17 protein-coding genes and 1 tRNA gene are annotated in these 17,750 nt (G+C 71.0%); 14 read left to right on the top strand and 4 right to left on the bottom strand.

Features of this window, described 5'->3' with window-relative positions:
* The first annotated feature begins 3 nt into the window (after positions 1 to 3).
* The 11 genes from ABD709_RS17490 to ABD709_RS17440 all read left to right on the top strand — a co-directional run bounded on the left by ABD709_RS17490 (position 4) and on the right by ABD709_RS17440 (position 13,813).
* Complete coding sequence (locus ABD709_RS17490) at positions 4 to 1,260, top strand: choice-of-anchor P family protein (protein WP_344777781.1); 1,257 nt, start codon at positions 4 to 6, stop codon at positions 1,258 to 1,260.
* A 191-nt stretch (positions 1,261 to 1,451) separates the two neighbouring features.
* Positions 1,452 to 4,355, top strand: a complete 2,904-nt coding sequence (locus ABD709_RS17485) for a (Fe-S)-binding protein (protein WP_344777901.1) — start codon at positions 1,452 to 1,454, stop codon at positions 4,353 to 4,355.
* A gap of 10 nt (positions 4,356 to 4,365) precedes the next feature.
* On the top strand, positions 4,366 to 6,027 hold the full coding sequence (locus ABD709_RS17480; RefSeq protein WP_344777779.1) for a DUF885 domain-containing protein: 1,662 nt from the start codon (positions 4,366 to 4,368) through the stop codon (positions 6,025 to 6,027).
* Between the two features lie 28 nt (positions 6,028 to 6,055).
* The gene (locus tag ABD709_RS17475; protein ID WP_344777777.1) at positions 6,056 to 7,690 is read left to right on the top strand and encodes an AMP-binding protein; all 1,635 of its coding nucleotides are present in this window, start codon (positions 6,056 to 6,058) and stop codon (positions 7,688 to 7,690) included.
* A 78-nt stretch (positions 7,691 to 7,768) separates the two neighbouring features.
* On the top strand, positions 7,769 to 8,245 hold the full coding sequence (locus ABD709_RS17470; RefSeq protein WP_344777775.1) for a SigE family RNA polymerase sigma factor: 477 nt from the start codon (positions 7,769 to 7,771) through the stop codon (positions 8,243 to 8,245).
* Complete coding sequence (locus ABD709_RS17465) at positions 8,235 to 9,218, top strand: PASTA domain-containing protein (RefSeq protein WP_344777773.1); 984 nt, start codon at positions 8,235 to 8,237, stop codon at positions 9,216 to 9,218. Before ABD709_RS17470 ends, ABD709_RS17465 begins: the two co-directional genes overlap by 11 nt.
* Positions 9,219 to 9,288: 70 nt before the next feature.
* The gene (locus tag ABD709_RS17460) at positions 9,289 to 9,825 is read left to right on the top strand and encodes a toxin-antitoxin system HicB family antitoxin (protein ID WP_344777771.1); all 537 of its coding nucleotides are present in this window, start codon (positions 9,289 to 9,291) and stop codon (positions 9,823 to 9,825) included.
* Between the two features lie 19 nt (positions 9,826 to 9,844).
* Positions 9,845 to 10,684, top strand: coding sequence for a DUF4097 family beta strand repeat-containing protein (locus tag ABD709_RS17455; RefSeq protein WP_344777769.1), 840 nt, complete (start codon positions 9,845 to 9,847; stop codon positions 10,682 to 10,684).
* Positions 10,685 to 10,791: 107 nt separating this feature from the next.
* A complete protein-coding gene (locus ABD709_RS17450) occupies positions 10,792 to 10,926 on the top strand; it encodes a hypothetical protein (protein WP_344777767.1) in 135 nt (44 codons plus the stop codon).
* 51 nt (positions 10,927 to 10,977) lie between these two features.
* Positions 10,978 to 12,876, top strand: a complete 1,899-nt coding sequence (locus ABD709_RS17445) for a CocE/NonD family hydrolase (protein ID WP_344777765.1) — start codon at positions 10,978 to 10,980, stop codon at positions 12,874 to 12,876.
* A 58-nt stretch (positions 12,877 to 12,934) separates the two neighbouring features.
* A complete protein-coding gene (locus ABD709_RS17440; protein WP_344777763.1) occupies positions 12,935 to 13,813 on the top strand; it encodes an SDR family oxidoreductase in 879 nt (292 codons plus the stop codon).
* Here the strand turns inward: ABD709_RS17440 and dcd are convergent.
* Entirely contained in the window at positions 13,788 to 14,363 is a 576-nt protein-coding gene (gene dcd, locus ABD709_RS17435) for a dCTP deaminase (RefSeq protein ID WP_344777761.1), read from the bottom strand. The genes ABD709_RS17440 and dcd overlap by 26 nt on opposite strands.
* A 48-nt stretch (positions 14,364 to 14,411) precedes the next feature.
* Between dcd and ABD709_RS17430 the strand changes: the two genes are divergently transcribed.
* Together ABD709_RS17430 and ABD709_RS17425 are read left to right on the top strand one after the other, a co-directional pair.
* Positions 14,412 to 15,179, top strand: a complete 768-nt coding sequence (locus ABD709_RS17430; protein WP_344777759.1) for an SGNH/GDSL hydrolase family protein — start codon at positions 14,412 to 14,414, stop codon at positions 15,177 to 15,179.
* A gap of 43 nt (positions 15,180 to 15,222) precedes the next feature.
* A tRNA-Gly gene (locus ABD709_RS17425) sits at positions 15,223 to 15,295 on the top strand.
* A gap of 182 nt (positions 15,296 to 15,477) precedes the next feature.
* Here the strand turns inward: ABD709_RS17425 and ABD709_RS17420 are convergent.
* On the bottom strand, positions 15,478 to 15,705 hold the full coding sequence (locus ABD709_RS17420) for a hypothetical protein (protein ID WP_344777757.1): 228 nt from the start codon (positions 15,703 to 15,705) through the stop codon (positions 15,478 to 15,480).
* Positions 15,706 to 15,758: 53 nt separating this feature from the next.
* Between ABD709_RS17420 and ABD709_RS17415 the strand changes: the two genes are divergently transcribed.
* Positions 15,759 to 16,391 carry a DUF2461 domain-containing protein gene (locus ABD709_RS17415; protein WP_344777755.1) on the top strand — a complete coding sequence of 211 codons (633 nt, stop codon included), beginning with the start codon at positions 15,759 to 15,761 and terminating at the stop codon, positions 16,389 to 16,391.
* A gap of 3 nt (positions 16,392 to 16,394) precedes the next feature.
* On the opposite strand, the gene ABD709_RS17410 is transcribed toward ABD709_RS17415, so the two are convergent.
* The gene (locus ABD709_RS17410; protein ID WP_344777753.1) at positions 16,395 to 17,252 is read right to left on the bottom strand and encodes a hypothetical protein; all 858 of its coding nucleotides are present in this window, start codon (positions 17,250 to 17,252) and stop codon (positions 16,395 to 16,397) included.
* A complete protein-coding gene (locus tag ABD709_RS17405; protein WP_344777751.1) occupies positions 17,249 to 17,737 on the bottom strand; it encodes a SigE family RNA polymerase sigma factor in 489 nt (162 codons plus the stop codon). The genes ABD709_RS17410 and ABD709_RS17405 overlap by 4 nt, the downstream gene beginning before the upstream one ends.
* Positions 17,738 to 17,750: the final 13 nt, after the last annotated feature.

The raw sequence follows: 17,750 nt of genomic DNA, 5'->3' as shown, positions 1-17,750 counted from the left end.
CTCATGCGAAGGCTCGCAGCTCTGCTCAGCCTGCTCGTAGCCCTGACCGGCGCCCTCGTCGTCGGGTCCACTTCTCCGGCTTCCGCCGAGAAGCGCCCCGTCGGGTTCGGTATGGCTGCGTTCGGTTTTGGCGCCAAGATCAAGGGTGGCGACCTGCCGATCGGGTCCGGCCCGATCGCCCGCGCCATCGTCGCCTGCAACAACGTGGCCGGTATCACCCGTGACAACGCGACCGCCTCGGTCGACCTGCCCGGCCTCGGCACCATCGAAGGTGTCGAGACCAAGGTCTGGACGCGCAAGAGCGGCGACACCGTGTCGACGTACGCCCGGCACACGATCGCCGACGTCGTCCTCTTCGAGAACGTCGCCGGCAAGCTCACCATCACCGGCATCAGCTCGTGGGTCCGTGCCTGGCACGACGCCACCGGCTTCCACACCGACGCCAAGACCAACGTGCTCGGCCTGAAGTACAAGCCCCCGGGCCTCCCGGCGCAGACCCTGCCGCTGCCCAGCCTCGGCCAGCCGATCAAGATCCCCGGTGTCGCGACCATCGGTCTCGGCGGCAGCACCCAGGTGCACGGCAAGCACCGCGCCCTCTCGGAGGCCACCGGCCTGCGGGTCCACCTCGACGCCACCAACACCACCGTCGCCCTCGCTCGCGCGGTGGCCCGGATGGGTGAGGCGCCCGAGGGTGTCTTCGGCGGCATCGCCTACGGCCTGAAGGCCAGCGTCCTCGGCGACATCGTCGGCGTCGGCGCCACGCCGCAGGTCTTCATGCCCTGCGCCGGCACGGACGGCCAGGTGCTCTCCTCCTCGATCGTCTCGGTCCCGATCCCCGGCGTCCTCGACGCCGGCGTCGGCGAGGTCAGCGAGAAGACGATGCACACCGCCAAGGCCAACTCGGCCTGGGAGAAGGCCACGATCGCCGACGTCGACCTGCTCGGCGGCGCCGTGCACATCGAGGGCGTCCAGGCCAGGGCGTTCGTCAAGCGGATCAAGGGCAAGCGCGCGCTGATCCGCAACGCGATCGGCACCCACACCGCGGTGATCACGATCAACGGGACGTCCTACGACCTCGACCAGCTCACGGCCAACCCGATCGAGATCCCGGGCCTGGTCAAGATCGAGGGCAATCTCGTCAAGAAGCTCAAGGGTGGCCTCGAGGTCACCGCGCTCCGCGTGACGCTGCTCGACGGTTCCGGCGCCGTGGTCGACCTGGGCGTGGCCCGGACGCGCGTCGGCCGGGTTCCGCACAGCTGACCGTCGGTCCTGCACAACTCCATACGTAGTTCCTGCGGAAGCGGGGGGTGGCAAGGGTCACCTCCCGCTTCTGTTACTGACCAGTAGTATTAGCCCGCCCCTCGGGTGTGGCGAGCGCTTTGTAGGCTGCTGACCGCCCCTTCCGGGACCGGCACACCGTCCCTCGCGACTTGGAGTACGTCTTGAGCGCCATGACCCTCACGCTGATCCTCGGACTGCTGCTGAACGCGGCGATCCTGCCGTTCGCAGCCAAGCGGGTCTGGTTCCTCTACCGGCTGATCAGCAACGGCCAGCCAGCGCCGGACCGCGTCGAGAACGTCACCAAGCGCGCGGCCGGCGCCATCGGCACCCAGCTGCGCGAGGTGCTCGGCCAGCGGCGGCTGCTGAAGTGGACGATCCCGGGTGTCGCGCACTCCTTCGTGATGTACGCGTTCCTGATCCTCGCCTCGGTCTACGTCGAGGCGTACGGCGCGCTGATCTCGCGCAACCCGGACTGGCACTTCCTGATCCTCGGCACCTGGGGCCCGCTCGGCTTCCTCCAGGACCTGATCGCGGTGCTGTGCCTCGTCGGCCTGGTGATCTTCTACTTCATCCGGGTCCGCAACGAGCCCAAGAAGCTCGGCCGGGAGTCGCGCTTCTCGGGCTCGCACCTCGGCGGCGCCTACCTCGTGCTGTTCATGATCTTCAACGTCATCTGGACGATGTTCTTGTTCCGTGGCGCCGTCGAGGCGCACTCGCCCGCCGGTGTGGGCTACGGCAAGGCCGCCTTCGTGTCCTACCTCCTCGGGCAGGTCCTGCCGGACAGCAACCTGCTCATCGGCATCGGCCTGCTGCTGCACATCGGCGTCATGCTGGTCTTCCTGCTCGACGTGCTGCACTCCAAGCACCTGCACATCTTCGTGGCGCCGCTGAACGTCATGTTCAAGCGTCCCGACGCCCTTGCGCGGGAGGACGGCCGGACGGTCGCGCTGGGCGCGGTCAAGCCGATGATGAACGACGGCAAGCCGGTCACCCTCGACGACGTCGACGACCTCGACGAGGACGCCACGCTCGGCGTCGGCACGATCACCGACTTCAGCTGGAAGGCGAACCTCGACTTCGCGTCCTGCACCGAGTGCGGCCGCTGCCAGTCGCAGTGCCCGGCCTGGAACACCGAGAAGCCGCTCTCTCCGAAGATGCTGATCATGAACCTGCGTGACAACGCGTTCATGTCGGCGCCCTACCACCTCGCGAGCGAGGACAAGCGCGGCTCGCTGCCCGAGAGCGTCGTCCACGAGGCCGAGCGGATCCTGGTCGGCGAGACCGAGGGCGACCCGACCGAGCCCAGTGGCGGCGCGGTCATCGACCCGGACGTGCTGTGGTCGTGCACCAACTGTGGTGCCTGCGTCAACCAGTGCCCGGTCGACATCGAGCACATCGACCACATCACCGACATGCGCCGCTACCAGGTGCTCGTCGAGTCGAACTTCCCGTCCGAGCTCAACGGCCTGTTCCGCGGCCTGGAGAACAAGGGCAACCCGTGGAACATGTCGTCCACGGCGCGGATGGACTGGGCGAAGGACCTGCCCTTCGACGTGCAGGTCGTCGGTGAGGACATCGAGTCGCTGGACAGCGTCGACTGGCTGTTCTGGGTCGGCTGCGCCGGCGCCTACGAGGACCGCGCGAAGAAGACCACCCGCGCCGTCGCCGAGCTGCTGGACATGGCAGGCGTGTCGTTCGGCGTACTCGGCAACGGCGAGACGTGCACCGGCGACTCGGCACGCCGCGCCGGCAACGAGTTCGTCTACCAGGGGCTGGCACAGCAGAACATCGAGGTGCTGACCGAGGCGAAGGCCAAGAAGGTCGTCTCCACCTGTCCGCACTGCATGAACACCCTCAAGAACGAGTACCGCGACCTCGGAATCGAGCTCGAGGTCATCCACCACACGCAGCTGCTCAACCGGCTCGTGCGGGAGGGCAAGCTGACGCCGATGAAGGAGGGCGACGGCGCCCACCAGCGGTCGATCACCTACCACGACCCGTGCTTCCTCGGTCGTCACAACCAGGTCTATGCGCCCCCGCGCGAGCTGCTGCAGATCATGCCCGGCGCCCAGGTCGTCGAGATGGAGCGCAGTGGCGAGCGGTCGTTCTGCTGCGGCGCCGGCGGTGCCCGGATGTGGATGGAGGAGACCCTCGGCAGCCGGATCAACGTCAACCGGACCAACGAGGCGGTCGGCACGGGTGCGGACCAGATCGCGGTCGGCTGCCCGTTCTGCCGGGTGATGCTGTCCGACGGCCTGCTCGAGGCGCAGGCCGAGGGCACGGCCCGCGAGGAGGTCGAGGTCCTCGACGTCGCGCAGATGCTGCTGGCCTCGGTGAAGGGCGAGGTCGCCACCCGCGCCAGGGCCGGCGAGAAGGTCGCCGTGGCGACCAAGGCCGAGCCGTCCGCGGGTGACGTCACCGTCACCGAGGACACGGTCACCGAAACCGCCGACGCCGGCCCCGCTGCCAAGGCGTCGGGCGGGTCCTCGCTCTTCGACGCAGCGGCGGAGGACGAGCCGGACGAGCAGCCCGCGTCCACGGGCGGCTCGCTGTTCGACGCCGCGCCGGCCGAGGAGGAGAAGCCGGAGCCGAAGGCCGAGCCGAAGTCGGAGCCGAAGTCGGAGGAGCCCGCCGCGGGTGGGTCGCTGTTCGACGCGGTGAGCGACGAGCCGGAGCCCGCCGCGGAGGCGGAGCCCGAGGCGGACCCGGAGCCCGAGCCCGAGGCGAAGCAGTCCGAGCCGGCTCCGAAGCCGACCGAGGAGGCCGTCGCCGACGCCCAGGCGAAGGGCGGCGTCGAGGGCGCTGCGCCCGAGTCGGCCAGCATCTCCGAGAGCGGTTCCCTGTTCGACCTCGCGTCGGACGAGCCGGACGCCCCCACCGCCAAGGCGGAGCCCGCCCCCGAGCCGGAGCCGGTCGCCGAGACCGAGCCGGTCGAGGACGAGGCCCGCGCGGAGGAGGCGGCCGCGACCGAGGAGCCTGCCGCGGAGGAGGAGCCTGCGCAGTCCTCGGGCGAGACCAACGAGCCGCGCACCGACGTCAAGATCAACGAGTCGGACTCCCTGTTCGACCTGTAGAACTGTCGGGGTGACCGAGAACCCCGGAGACATCGCGAACCTCGCCGACGAGTACCAGGCCTTCCGCTACCGCCAGAGCCCGCTGTGGGCGCACATGACGGGGGAGTACTCCCTCGCCGGCAGCTACACGGACGTCAGTCGCGCTGCGGAGGACGCGACGATCGCCGAGGCCCGCAGCTTCGCGGAGCGGGCCGAGGCGGTCGAGGAGTCCGCCCTCGGCGAGCAGGAGCGGCTCTCCCGCGCGATGCTGGTGTGGGACGCGACCTCGACCGCCGAGGTGAGCGCCCTGCGCTCGGCGGAGTACGGCGCGAACCCGATCTTCGGCGCCCAGGCCTCGCTGGGCACCTACTTCCCGAAGCTCTCGATCCCGACGGCCGAGGTGGCCGACGCGATGGTCGACAAGCTGGGCGCGATCGCGACGTACTTCACCGATCTCGCCGACCGGCACCGGGACGGCGTCGACAGCGGCCGGACGCCCGCCGCGTTCGCGGTCGCCGACACGATCAGCCAGCTCGACGAGTGGCTCTCGTCACCGCTCGACCAGGACCGGCTGCTGGCGATCGCGCCGACGCCCGAGGACGTCGACCGGGACGCGCTGCTCACCCGGATGCGGACTGCGGTCGAGGAGCGGGTCCGTCCCGCCGTGGCGACCTACCGCGCCGTCCTGCGCGACGAGGTGCTGTCCCGCGCCCGGGACGACGAGCGGGTCGGGCTGGTCTACCTGCCCGGCGGCGAGGAGGCCTACGCGACGCTCACCCGCTACTACACGACGACCGGCCTGACTCCTCAGGAGATCCACGAGATCGGGCTGGAGCAGGTGGCCTCGCTGGCCAGGGAGTACGCCGACCTCGGCCCGAGCGCCGTGGGCACCGACGACGTACCGTCGATCCTGGCCGCGCTCCGCGACGACCCGGCGCTGCACCACACCGACGCCGATGAGATCGTCGAGGCGTCCAAGGCCGCGATGGCCAAGGCGCGCGCGGCGATGGGGGACTGGTTCGGGCGGCTGCCGAGGTCGGACTGCGACGTCGAGGCGACGACGAGCGGCGCGATCGCCTACTACTTCCGGCCGGCGCTCGACGGCAGCCGCGGCGGGGTCTTCTTCATGAACGTGTCCGAGCCGGAGGGCTGGGGACGCTACGAGATCGAGTCGACCTCGTTCCACGAGGGCATTCCCGGCCACCACCTGCAGATCGCGATCGCCCAGGAGCTGGAGGACCTTCCGGACTTCCGCAAGACGGCCTTCGTGACGGCGTACTCGGAGGGCTGGGGGCTCTACACCGAGCGGCTCGCCGACCAGATGGGGCTGTACTCCTCGCCGCTCGACCGGATGGGCATGCTCGCCGCGGACTCGATGCGCGCCTGCCGCCTGGTCGTCGACACCGGCATGCACGCGATGGGCTGGAGCCGCCAGCAGGCGATCGACTTCATGCTGGCGAACTCCGAGAAGTCGGTCGGCCACGCCACCGCGGAGATCGACCGGTACGCCGTCACCCCGGGACAGGCGCTGTCCTACATGATCGGACGGCTCGAGATCCTGCGGATCCGCTCCGCCGCGGAGGCGCGCCAGGGTGCGGGCTTCGACATCAAGGCCTTCCACGACGCGGTGCTCGAGTCGGGTGCGCTGCCCCTCGGGCTGCTCGCGGAGCACGTCGCCGCACGCCTACCGTGAGCCAACCCGGGTGGCGTAGGAATGAGGCATGACGGAGTCCTACGCAGCCGGTGAGACGACGACGCCGCTCCTCGAGGAGACGATCGGCCGGAACTTCGAGCGGACCGTGGCGACCTGGCCGGACCGCGAGGCGCTGGTCGAGATGGCGTCGGGCCGCCGGTGGACCTGGCGCGAGCTCAACCACGCGGTGGACGAGGTCGCGCGTGGCCTGATCGCCTACGGGATCGAGCGTGGCGACCGGGTCGGGATGTGGGCGCCGAACTGCGCCGAGTGGACGATCACCCAGTTCGCGACCGCCAAGATCGGCGCGGTGCTGGTCAACGTCAACCCGGCCTACCGCACCCACGAGTTCTCCTACGCCGTCAACCAGTCCGGGATGCGGCTGCTGATGGCAGCGAGCAGCTTCAAGACCAGCGACTACCGCGGGATGGTCGAGGAGACGAAGGCCGAGTGCCCCGGCCTCGAGCGCGTCGTCTACGTCGACACCGACGACTGGGCTGCGCTGGTCGCCGCCGGCCAGGAGCAGGCGGCCGACGTGGTGGACCGGCGGTCCCACGACCTCGGTCCGGGCGACCCGATCAACATCCAGTACACCTCCGGCACCACCGGCTTCCCCAAGGGCGCCACGCTCAGCCACCGGAACATCCTCAACAACGGCTACTTCGTGACCGAGCTGATCGGCTTCACCGAGGAGGACCGGCTCTGCATCCCGGTGCCCTTCTACCACTGCTTCGGCATGGTGATGGCCAACCTCGGCTGCAGCACCCACGGCGCGACCATGGTGATCCCGGCTCCCGGCTTCGACCCTGCCACCACGCTGCGGACCGTGCAGGAGGAGCGGTGCACGGCGGTCTACGGCGTACCGACGATGTTCATCGCCATGCAGAGCCACCCGGACTTCGCGAGCTTCGACCTCTCCTCGCTGCGCACCGGGATCATGGCCGGCGCCGTCTGCCCGGTCGAGGTCATGAAGCGCTGCGTCAACGAGATGCACATGAGCGAGGTGTCGATCGCCTACGGCATGACCGAGACCTCGCCGGTCTCCTGCCAGACCCGTCGCGACGACGACCTGGAGCGTCGTACGGCGACCATCGGCCGGGCCGCCCCCCACGTCGAGATCAAGATCGTCGACCCGGTCACCGGCGACACGCTCGAGCGGGGCGAGCCGGGCGAGTTCTGCACCCGCGGCTACTCGGTGATGCTCGGCTACTGGGAGGACGAGGAGAAGACCCGCGAGGCGATCGACGCCGAGGGCTGGATGCACACCGGCGACCTCGCGGTGATGCGCGAGGACGGCTACTGCAACATCGTCGGCCGGATCAAGGACATGGTGATCCGCGGGGGCGAGAACATCTACCCGCGCGAGATCGAGGAGTTCCTCTACACGCATCCGGACGTCGAGGACGTCCAGGTCGTCGGCGTCCCCGACGAGAGGTACGGCGAGGAGCTGTGCGCCTGGATCAGGATCCGCGCCGGCGCCGAGCCGCTCGACTCCGACGCGGTGCGGGAGTTCGCCACTGGCCGGCTCGCGCACTACAAGATCCCGCGCTACGTGATGCTCGTCGAGGAGTTCCCGATGACGGTCACCGGCAAGATCCGCAAGGTGCAGATGCGCGAGGAGTCGGCCAAGGCGCTCGGCCTGGTCGCGTCCGGGGGAGAGTGACCTCCAGGTCACTCTGGCCCTGACGGGAACCGATCGGCCGGCCAAGCGGTCAGGATGGGTGACCGACAAGGAGCCCGGATGGACTTCAGCGCCTACGTCGCGCGGCGGCGTCCCACACTGGTGCGGACCGCCGTGCTGCTGGGCTGCCCGTCCGGCGACGCGGAGGACGTCGTCCAGACCGCGCTGTTGAAGTGCTATAGGTCGTGGCGGCACGTCAGCCGGGCGGACGGTCCGGACGCCTACGTGCACCGGGTGCTCGTCACGACGCTGATCGACGCACGTGCGCGCAGGTGGAACGGGGAGCTGCCGGCCGACGTCCTTCCCGAGCCCTCGCCCGCCGACGACACGGCGTGGGCGAGCGGCATCGCCGTACGCCGAGCGCTCGGCGCGATGTCGCAGGAGCACCGCGAGGTCCTCGTCCTCCGCTTCTTCGCCGACCTCTCCGAGCGTGACACCGCGGCGGCGCTCGGCGTCGCTCCCGGCACGGTCAAGTCCCGTACCGCCCGCGCCCTCCAGGCGCTCGCTCCCTTCGTGGAGGCCCCCGATGCCTACTGAGAACGACGCTCGCGAGCTCCTCGCCCGCGCGGCCGCCACCATTGTTGTTGACCAGAGCGCACCGCTCAGCCTCGCCGGCCTACCCGAGCCGACCCGGCCCCGCTGGCCCCTGCTCCTCGCCACTGCGGCAGCGGTCGTCCTCGTCCTCGGTGGTGGTTGGCTGGTTGCCACTCACCTCGGCAGCGGCGACAGTCCGCCGCTTCCCGCCGACCACCCGGTGGTTGAGCACGAGCACGCCTACGCCTCCGACGAGATGCCCTCTTTGGTCGCCTACACGACGGCGGAGGCGCGCGCGACCCTCGCGGGGCGAGGCGTCGACCTGACGGTCCGGAAGGGTCACAGCTGCACGGTGCCGGCCGGGTACGTGGTCAGGACGACTCCCGCCCAGGGCATGCGGCTCCACGGGGGTGACGCGGTGCGGCTGGACGTCAGCGGCGGGCCCGGCCTGGGGTCGTGCACCGTCACTGCGAGCACACAGAAGTGGAGTCGCGTCCTCGGTCTGATCCGGTTCGCCCGCGGCCTCGGTGGGCCACCTGCCTTCTCGGACGACATCGTCACGGCGGCCGGAGGCATGGTGGAGCACCTCACGGCCACCGAAGCCGCCGATCCCGGCAGCTGGACGCTGTGCGACCAGAATTCGTGCCACTCGGTGCTCGCGGCGATCGCGCAGCTGACGACGGTCCCGCACCACCTGCACGTCGAAGGTCCGCCTCGGGACCGGTTCTTGAGCCCGCTCCTCGACATCGGACGGTCGCCGAACGCCGGCCGGGGCGATGCGGTCACGATGTGCGTCCAGGAGCGGTCGGCTCTCGACAGCAGGCCGTCGGGCGTGACGCCGATCTATGTCTCTTTCGACCCCCCGGTGGATGGTCGCGCAGCCGGGTGGTGCCCCCCGATCGAGATCGACCTCGCAGCCGACGGGTCCATTGCGGGTGTCGAGCTCCTGCACCCCATTGCTGCTGGCACGAGCTGACGGCACCGCGGGGCACATTGACATCACAACTGCCTTGACATGACATCATGATGATGTCATCGTGATGCACATGGACATCACCCCGTACGTCGAGAACCTCCGCCGCGACCTGATGTCCGCGGCCGAGGGGATCAGCGACGAGGCGCACCGGGTCGCCGAGCGGCTCGGGTTCGCGCTCGACCCGTCGGCCCGGCTGGCGCTGATGGAGGCGATCAGCCAGGCGGCGGCGGAGATCACCGCGGCGATGTCGAACGGCAGCGTCGACGTACGCCTCAACGGGCGCGAGCTCGACTTCGTGGTCGACGCGGGCACGCAGGCGTCGACGCCGCCGAGCGCACCTGTTCCGCCCCCGCCGCCGCCCCCGCCGGGCGACGAGGAGGGCCTTGCCCGGATCACGCTCCGGCTCCCCGAGTCGGTCAAGACCAAGGCCGAGGAGGCCGCCGCCGCGGCGGGCCAGTCGCTCAACACCTGGCTGGTGAACCTGGTCCGCGGCGCCACCCGCGACGCGGCGATCCACGTCGACGTCGACCTGTCCAGCCTCCCGTTCGGGAACGACTTCCCGTTCGGCAACAAGCGTGGCAACCGCCGGATGACCGGCTGGCTCTGACTACCCCCAGGAGATGACGATGAGCACCACCACTCACCCGGTCGAGCGCGGCTTCGACACCCCCGGCCCGATCGACCTGTTCGTCGAGAACGGCAGCGGCTCGGTCACGATCACCGCGACCGAGACGCAGCGGACGACCGTCCACGTGGCAGGGAAGTACGCCGACCAGGTCACGATCTCGCAGGACGGCGACGGCGTCTCGGTCGTCGCGCCCAAGCTGCGCGGCAGCTTCTTCGGCAACGACACCAAGCTCGACATGGACGTCTCGATGCCGACCGGCAGCCGGGTCGTCGTCAAGACCGCCAGCGCGGACATCGAGGTGAGCGGCACCGTCGGTGCCACCAAGATCAAGAGCGGCTCCGGCGAGGTCGTCCTCGATGTCGTCGACGACGTCGCGGTGGTCGACACCGGTTCCGGTGACATCCGGGTCGAGGAGGCGCGCGCCGAGGTGCGGATCCGCAGCGGGTCCGGTGACGTCGCCATCGGCAGCTCGTCGACGGCTGCCGTGTCGACGGGCTCCGGCGACGTCCAGCTCGACCGCACCTCCGGGCCGGTGGTCGTCAAGACCGGCTCCGGCGACCTCCAGGTCGGCGAGGCCTACGGCGACGTGGCGATGAACACCGGCTCCGGCGACACCGTGATCCGCGCCGCCCGCCGCGGCAAGATCAGCAGCAAGGGCGCCTCCGGCGACGTCCGGATCGGCATCCCCGAGGGCACGCCGGTCTGGACCGACATCCGCACCGTCACCGGCCACCTGAGCTCCTCCGTCGAGGGGGTCGGCGAACCCGAGCCGGGTGCCGACTCCGTAGAGCTCCGGGCCACCACGGTCTCCGGCGACGTCGTCCTCGTGCGGGCCTGAAACCCCCGTCAGTCCGAGGATCTCGCGCCAGCTCCGCTGTCGGTGGCCACTGCAAGAGTGGTCACCAGGAACCACCACGAACTCACTGCCCGGGAGGAGGAACCGACATGATCGAACCGACCACTGAGCTCCGGGTGCGTCAGGAGATCGCCGACCGGGTCGCGCGCGCCAGCCGCCGCCGACTCGAGTCCCGGGCGAAGTCCGGCCGCAAGTCCCGCCGCCTGGGTTACGACGCGCTGTAACCCGTTCCCCGCCTCCCTCGTTGGCAGTTCCGGAGCCAACGAGGGAGACGCATGACCAGCCACGCCCGCCGCCCGCACGACCGCCTGCTGAGCGCCGCCGCCACCGCCGCGGTCCTGCTCGCGGGCCTGACGATCCCCGTCGGCGGGGCGCAGGCCGCAGCCCCCCCGGCCGCGGCGCCACGGCCGGCGGCCGTCGACGGCTGGCAGCCCCGCCCCGAGCAGTACGCGAGCACGGTCACCCGCCACGACCTGACGATCCCGATGAGCGACGGCGTGAAGCTCAGGGCCGACCTCACGCTCCCGGCGGACGCCGACGGCAACGCGACCGACCAGCCGGTCCCGGTCCTGGTCACCATCACCGCCTACAACAAGACCGTCCTCGAGTCCGGTGGCGGAGCGGTGCTGTCCGGCGGCGACCCCGACTACCTCGTCAAGCACGGGTACGCCGAGCTGGTCGTCGACGCCCGCGGCACCGGCACCTCCCAGGGCGTCTGGCAGGCGTTCTCGGCCCGGGAGAACAAGGACTCGGGCGAGGTCGTCGCCTGGGCGCACAGCCAGCCGTGGAGCGACGGCGACGTCGGCATGATCGGTGCGTCCTACATGGGCATCAGCCAGCTGTTCGCGGCCGGTGACCACCCGCCGGGCCTCAAGGCGATCTTCCCGCAGGTGCCGGCCGCCGACGTCTACCGCGACGTCGTCGCCTCCGGCGGCCAGATCGACGTCGGCTTCATCCCGCTCTGGCTCGGCCTGGTCACGATGACCGGCCTGATCCCGCCGGCCTACACCGCCACCGAGCCTGCCGACGCGCTCGGCGTACTGGTCGACCACCTGATCGGCGGCGGGACGTTCACGCTGCCGCTCAGCATCCGGGCGCTCACCGGCGGCGACGCGGCGTACGACGGCCCGTTCTACCGCGAGCGCTCGCCGATCGAGGTCCTCGACGACGTGACCGTGCCGACCTTCCTGATCGGTGGGGAGTACGACCTGTTCCAGCGCGGCACCCCGCTCGACTTCGAGAAGCTCCAGGCCAACGGTGCCCCGGTGCGGATGATCCTCGGGCCGTGGGACCACCTGCAGGGCTCCTCGGGCGCAGAGGTCGCGGACGCCGGCTACGGCACCCTCCCGGAGCTGCAGCTGCGGTGGTTCGACCACTGGATCAAGGGCCTGGACACCGACCTCGACGCGATCCCGCCGGTGACCTACTACGAGCAGGGCACCGGGGACTGGGTGCACGCGAACAAGTTCGTCGACAACGACCTGCACGCCCGCTCCTACGCGCTGTCCGGCACGTCGGCGATGGGCGGGGTGTCCGGTGGGCTGACCACGGCCGCGCCGGTCGCCGGTACGTCGACGATGGTCCCGCTGCCGGTCTCCGGCATCTGCACCCGCTCGGCCAACCAGTGGACCGCCGGCATCATGAACATGATCTGGCCGGACAACCCCTGCCTCACCGACAACAAGCTCAACGACCTGTCCGGGCTGACCTTCCAGACCGCGCCGGTGACCCAGGAGGTCAGGTTCCAGGGGCCGATCAACGCCCACCTGTTCGTGTCCACGACGGGCGGGGACGGCATGCTGTCCGTCGCCGTGGAGGACGTCGCGCCGGACGGCTCGGTGCACCGGATCACCGGCGGCTGGCAGGTCATCTCGCAGCGCAAGCTGGTGCCGTCGAGGTCGCGCTACCTCGACGGCCGGCTGATCCAGCCGTGGCACCCGTTCACCAAGGCGTCGAAGGCGCGGCTCGCGCCCGGCACGATCGCCCCCGTCGACGTCGAGGTGTTCCCGACCGGCGCCGCGATCGAGCCGGGGCACCGGCTGCGGGTGACCGTCCAGGGCTACGACCTGCCGCACCTGCTCGGTCCGCTGCCCGACGTGCTGCCGCAGGCCCTGCCGATCAAGCTCTACACGGGGCCGGCGCACCGATCGGTTCTCACGCTGCCGGTCCGCTAGGTGGGACCGGGCTGCTTGCCCTCGACAACTAGAACCTGTTCCAGTTGGATGTGACGCCATGGGGACCTACGCCGTCAGCGGGGCAGCATCCGGCATCGGAGCGGCGGTCGCCGCGCGGCTGACCGGCGACGGGCACCGGGTGATCGCCGTCGACCTGAAGGAGGGCGACGTCCGGGCGGACCTCTCGACCGAGGACGGCCGCCAGGCCGCGATCGCCGAGGTCCGGCACCTCGCCGAGGGCCGGCTCGACGGTGTGGTGCCGTGCGCCGGCCTCGGGCCGGTCACCGGGCTGGACCCGGCGCAGCTGGTGTCGGTCAACTACTTCGGCGCGATCGCGCTGGTCGAGGGGCTGCGGCCGTTGCTGACCGACGGGGGTGCGGTCGTCGTGCTCTCCTCGAACTCGGTGACCGCCCAGCCGGGCTGGTCGGGGGAGGTGGCCTCCGCCTGCCTCAAGGGCGACGAGAAGGCGGCCCGGGCGGCCGCCGCCGAGAGCGAGCCGGTGCACGTCTACCCCGCCACCAAGGCAGCCGTCGCCTACTGGGCGCGGCGCGAGGCCGTGAAGGCCGAGTGGGGCGGCGCCGGCATCCGGGTCAACGCGGTCGCCCCCGGGCTGATCGAGACGCCGATGTCCGCGGCCATGAAGGCCGACCCCAAGCTCGGGGTGTTCGTGAAGGCCTACCCGTCGGCCCTGGGCCGCGGCGGCCGCCCCGAGGAGATCGCCGACCTGATCGCCTTCCTGCTCTCGCCGGCGGCCAGCCTGCTCGTCGGCTCGGTGGTGTACGCCGACGGCGGCACCGATGCGCTCCTCAACCCGGTCTGGCCGGTCGGGAAGGACGTGTCCAAGATCGCGGTCGCGCTGATGGACAAGGTCTCGAGCGGGGTCGCGGTCGCCAAGTCCCTCGGCCGGCGCGCTAGATCTGCGTCCGGTGGAAGTTGAGGTAGGACCGCGACGGCGTCGGGCCGCGCTGGCCCTGGTAGCGCGAGCCGTACTTCTCCGAGCCGTAGGGGTGCTCCGAGGGTGAGGTGAGCCGGAAGAAGCAGAACTGCCCGATCTTCATGCCCGGGTAGAGCTTGATCGGCAGCGTCGCCACGTTGGCGAGCTCGAGCGTGACGTGTCCGGAGAACCCGGGGTCGACGAAGCCCGCCGTGGCGTGCGTCAGCAGGCCCAGCCGCCCCAGGCTCGACTTGCCCTCGACCCGCGCGGCGACGTCGTCCGGCAGCGTGACGGCCTCGTACGTCGACCCGAGCACGAACTCGCCCGGGTGCAGGATGAAGGGGTCGTCGCCCTCCGGCTCCACCACCCGCGTGAGGTCCGACTGGTCGGCGGCGGGGTCGATGTGCGGGTACTTGTGGTTCTCGAAGACCCGGAAGAACCGGTCCAGCCGCACGTCGATCGAGGACGGCTGGAGCATCGCCGGGTCGTAGGGGTCCATCGCGATCCGTCCGGCGTCGATCTCCTGGAGGATGTCGCGGTCGCTCAGCAGCACAGCGGCACCCTATCGGGACGTCCCCCGGAGCCTGGGTCAGAATGAGGCGTGAGCTTCCAGAGGTACGTCGCCCTGGGCGACTCCTTCACCGAGGGCGTCGGCGACCCGGACCCCGACCGCCCCAACGGCTGCCGGGGCTGGGCCGACCGCGTCGCGGAGGTGCTCGCCACCCGGGACCCGCAGTTCGGCTACGCCAACCTCGCCATCCGCGGCCGCAAGCTGCCCGCGATCATCGACGAGCAGGTCGAGCGCGGCCTGGCGCTCGGGCCGGACCTGGTGACCATCCACGGAGGCGGCAACGACGTCCTCCGGCCGAAGGTCGACCTGGACGCGCTCGCGGCGACCTACGACGAGGCGGTCGCCCGGCTCGCGTCGTCGGGCGCGAGGGTCGTCGTGTTCACGATCGCCGACCCCGGCCTGAACCCGGTCCTCAAGCTGATCCGCGGCCGCACCGCGGTCTTCAACGAGTGGGTCCGCGAGATCGCGGACCGGCACGGCGCCACCGTCGTCGACATGTGGCGGATGCGCGGCTGGAAGGTCGCCGAGGTGATGGCCGACGACCGCCTGCACCTCAACCCGGTCGGGCACCAGGCGATCGCGATCGCCGTGCTCGACGCCCTCGGTGTGCCGCACGCGCTGGAGCCGCTGCCGGCGCCCGTCGTGGCGGTCCTCGACCGACGCGCCCAACGGCAGGCGGACCTCGCGTGGGCGCGGACGCACCTCGCGCCGTGGGTCCAGCGCCGGATCACCGGGCGCTCGTCCGGCGACGGCGTCGAGCCCAAGCGGCCCTCGCTCGCACCGATCATCTTGGGCTGAGGCGCATCGGGTAGCATTCCCCCGCGCCTGGTTGCAGGCGCACGCGGACGTAGCTCAGTTGGTAGAGCGTCAGCTTCCCAAGCTGAATGTCGCGAGTTCGAACCTCGTCGTCCGCTCTGACCTTGATTGCGCGAGCGTGCCTCCGCTGCGCCGGCCGATCGCCTTCCTCGCTCCGGTCGCTCGTTCCTCGCTCTCTACGCTCGGACGTCGACAAGGCCGGCTCCGCTCCCGACACGCTGCCGCGCCGCGGGCGAGGTCCGCACGGTGCCGGACTCGCTGGCGGCCAGGCCTGGATCTCCTACCCGTAGAAGCCGGACTCGGCGTCGGCGTCGTCGGGGATCGTGTCGGCGTCGGCGCCCTGCGCGCCGGTGTCGTCCCCGTCGCCGTCGCCGTTCTCGTCGCCGTTGTTGACCCGCTCGCCCTGGGCGGGCTGCTGGGTGTCCGGGGTCACGGCGGTCGCGGAGTCGCCGTACTCCTTCTCCTGCTGGATCTTCTCCTGCTCGGGCTCGCTGCTGTGGCTCGTCATGACCGAGCAGTACCCGTCCCGACCCGCGGAACCCGGGGCCGTACCCTCGCGTGGTGGAGTTCACCGGATTCCCCGTCGCCGCCCTCGACTTCTACGACGACCTCGAGGTCGACAACACCAAGTCGTTCTGGGACGCGCACAAGGCCGTGTACGACGACGCGGTGCGCGCGCCGATGGTCGCACTGACCGACGCGCTGGCCCCGGAGTTCGGCGAGGCGAAGGTGTTCCGTCCCTACCGCGACGTCCGCTTCGCCAAGGACAAGACGCCGTACAAGACCCACCAGGGCGCGTTCGTGGCGGTCGCCCCGGCGACCGGCTGGTACGTCGAGGTGGCGGCGCCCGGCGTGCGCGTGGGCGGCGGGATCTACCACGCGGGCGGCGCCCAGCTCGGCGCGATCCGGGAGGCGATGGCCGACAAGCGCGCCGGCGCGGTGCTCCAGCGGATCCTGCGGGACCTGGAGAGGGGCGGCTTCGAGCTCGGTGGGGAGCGGCTGAAGACCGCGCCGCGCGGCTACGAGAAGGACCACCCGAGGATCGAGCTGCTCAAGATGAAGAGCGTCCTCGGGTCCAGGAAGTACGGCTTCGAGCCGTTCGTGCACACCGCCGAGCTGCTGGACAAGGTTCGCGACGACTGGCGCCGGCTCCGGCCGCTGGTCAGCTGGCTCGCCGAGCACGGCGAGGCGTGACGGCTACCGCTCGAACCAGATGTCGCTGGCGACGAGCTCCCCGAGCTGATCCGGGCTCAGCGCGGAGCCGAAGTCCTCGGCACGGACCTGGAACCTGTCGACCGTGCTGAGATCGGCTGTCGAAGCCGTGCCCTGTCCAGCCGCGTCCCGGGTCCCCGTGTGCAACCAGCTGCCGTCCGGCAGCTGCGTGCAGCCGGTGAGGTCGGGAGTCCTCAGGCACGGGTTGCCGCTCAGGAACTCGGCGTAGTAGCGGTCCCAGCAGTCCGCATCGGTCACGCACTCCCTCTCGCGGCTGGCGCTGACCCAGTTGAGGCAGCGAGCCGACTGGCCGTCGTGCGCGGTCATGTTCCGCAGCGCCTCGATCGTCGCGACCCCGTGCCCCTCGGGGAACGCCGACTCGTCGCAGCCCTGGGGCCTCGGTCCGGGATCCTCGGCGAAGTACGCGGGCGGGAGCGAACGCTCCGCCTCGAGCTCGACGCGGTCCCCGTTGAACCGCAGCGAGACGTCCACACCCCCGCCGTCCTCGTAGGCCGTGACCTTCAGGTCCGTGACGTCGCCGTCCGGCAGGGCGTCCGCCAACCCGGCGCGGATCGCGTCGCTGGCGGCGAGCTTGCGCGGCCCAGCAGAACCGCTCGGCTGGGTGGTGGTGCTGTCGACCCCCCTGTCCCCGCCGCCGTCCCATCCCGGGACGGTCGCGGTCACCACCCCGACGAGGGCCACCACGGCGGCCGCGCCCCCGATGCGCCGGCGCCTGATCGACCTCCGACCCCTCCTGGTTGCGGCGGCCACGATCGTGGCGACGTCGGGCTCCAGCCGGTCGGCGGACCGGGCGAGGACGTCGGTCATCTCGTGCTCGTTCATCGGGTGCTCCTCTCCCGCATCCGCGCCAGCGCGCGCATGCTCCGGTTCCTGACAGCACCAGGAGAGAGGTCGAGCAGCCTGGCCACCTCGTCGACCGGTCGGTCCTCGAGGTAGCGCAGCACGACCACGGCACGGTCGACGCGCGGGAGGCCGGCGAGTGCGTGGCGCAGGGACAGCCGGAGGTCGGCGGCCTCCGCGTGGTCGGCGGCGGCGCCCTCGGGCAGGTCGGCGTACGGGGTCTCGGTGCTGCTCCGCTTGCGACGCGAGCTGAGGAACGTCCGCGTCAGTGCGGTGTGCGCGTACGCCGCCGGGTTCTCGAGCCGGGGCGCGAGCCGCTTGTGCATCCGCACGTAGACCTTGGCCAGCGTGTCCTGGACGAGGTCCTCCGCCTCCTCGCGGCTGCCGGTCAGCAGCCATGCCGACCGGTACAGGTGCGGGATCCGCGCGCGAGCGAACTCCTCGAACGGCGGCACGGGCTCGATCATGTCTCTCCTGGGT

The organism is Nocardioides panacisoli, assembly GCF_039537325.1.
Classification (GTDB): domain Bacteria; phylum Actinomycetota; class Actinomycetes; order Propionibacteriales; family Nocardioidaceae; genus Nocardioides; species Nocardioides panacisoli.
The sequence above is the reverse complement of the archived record's forward strand: the minus strand, read 5'-3'. Positions and strand labels throughout refer to the sequence as shown.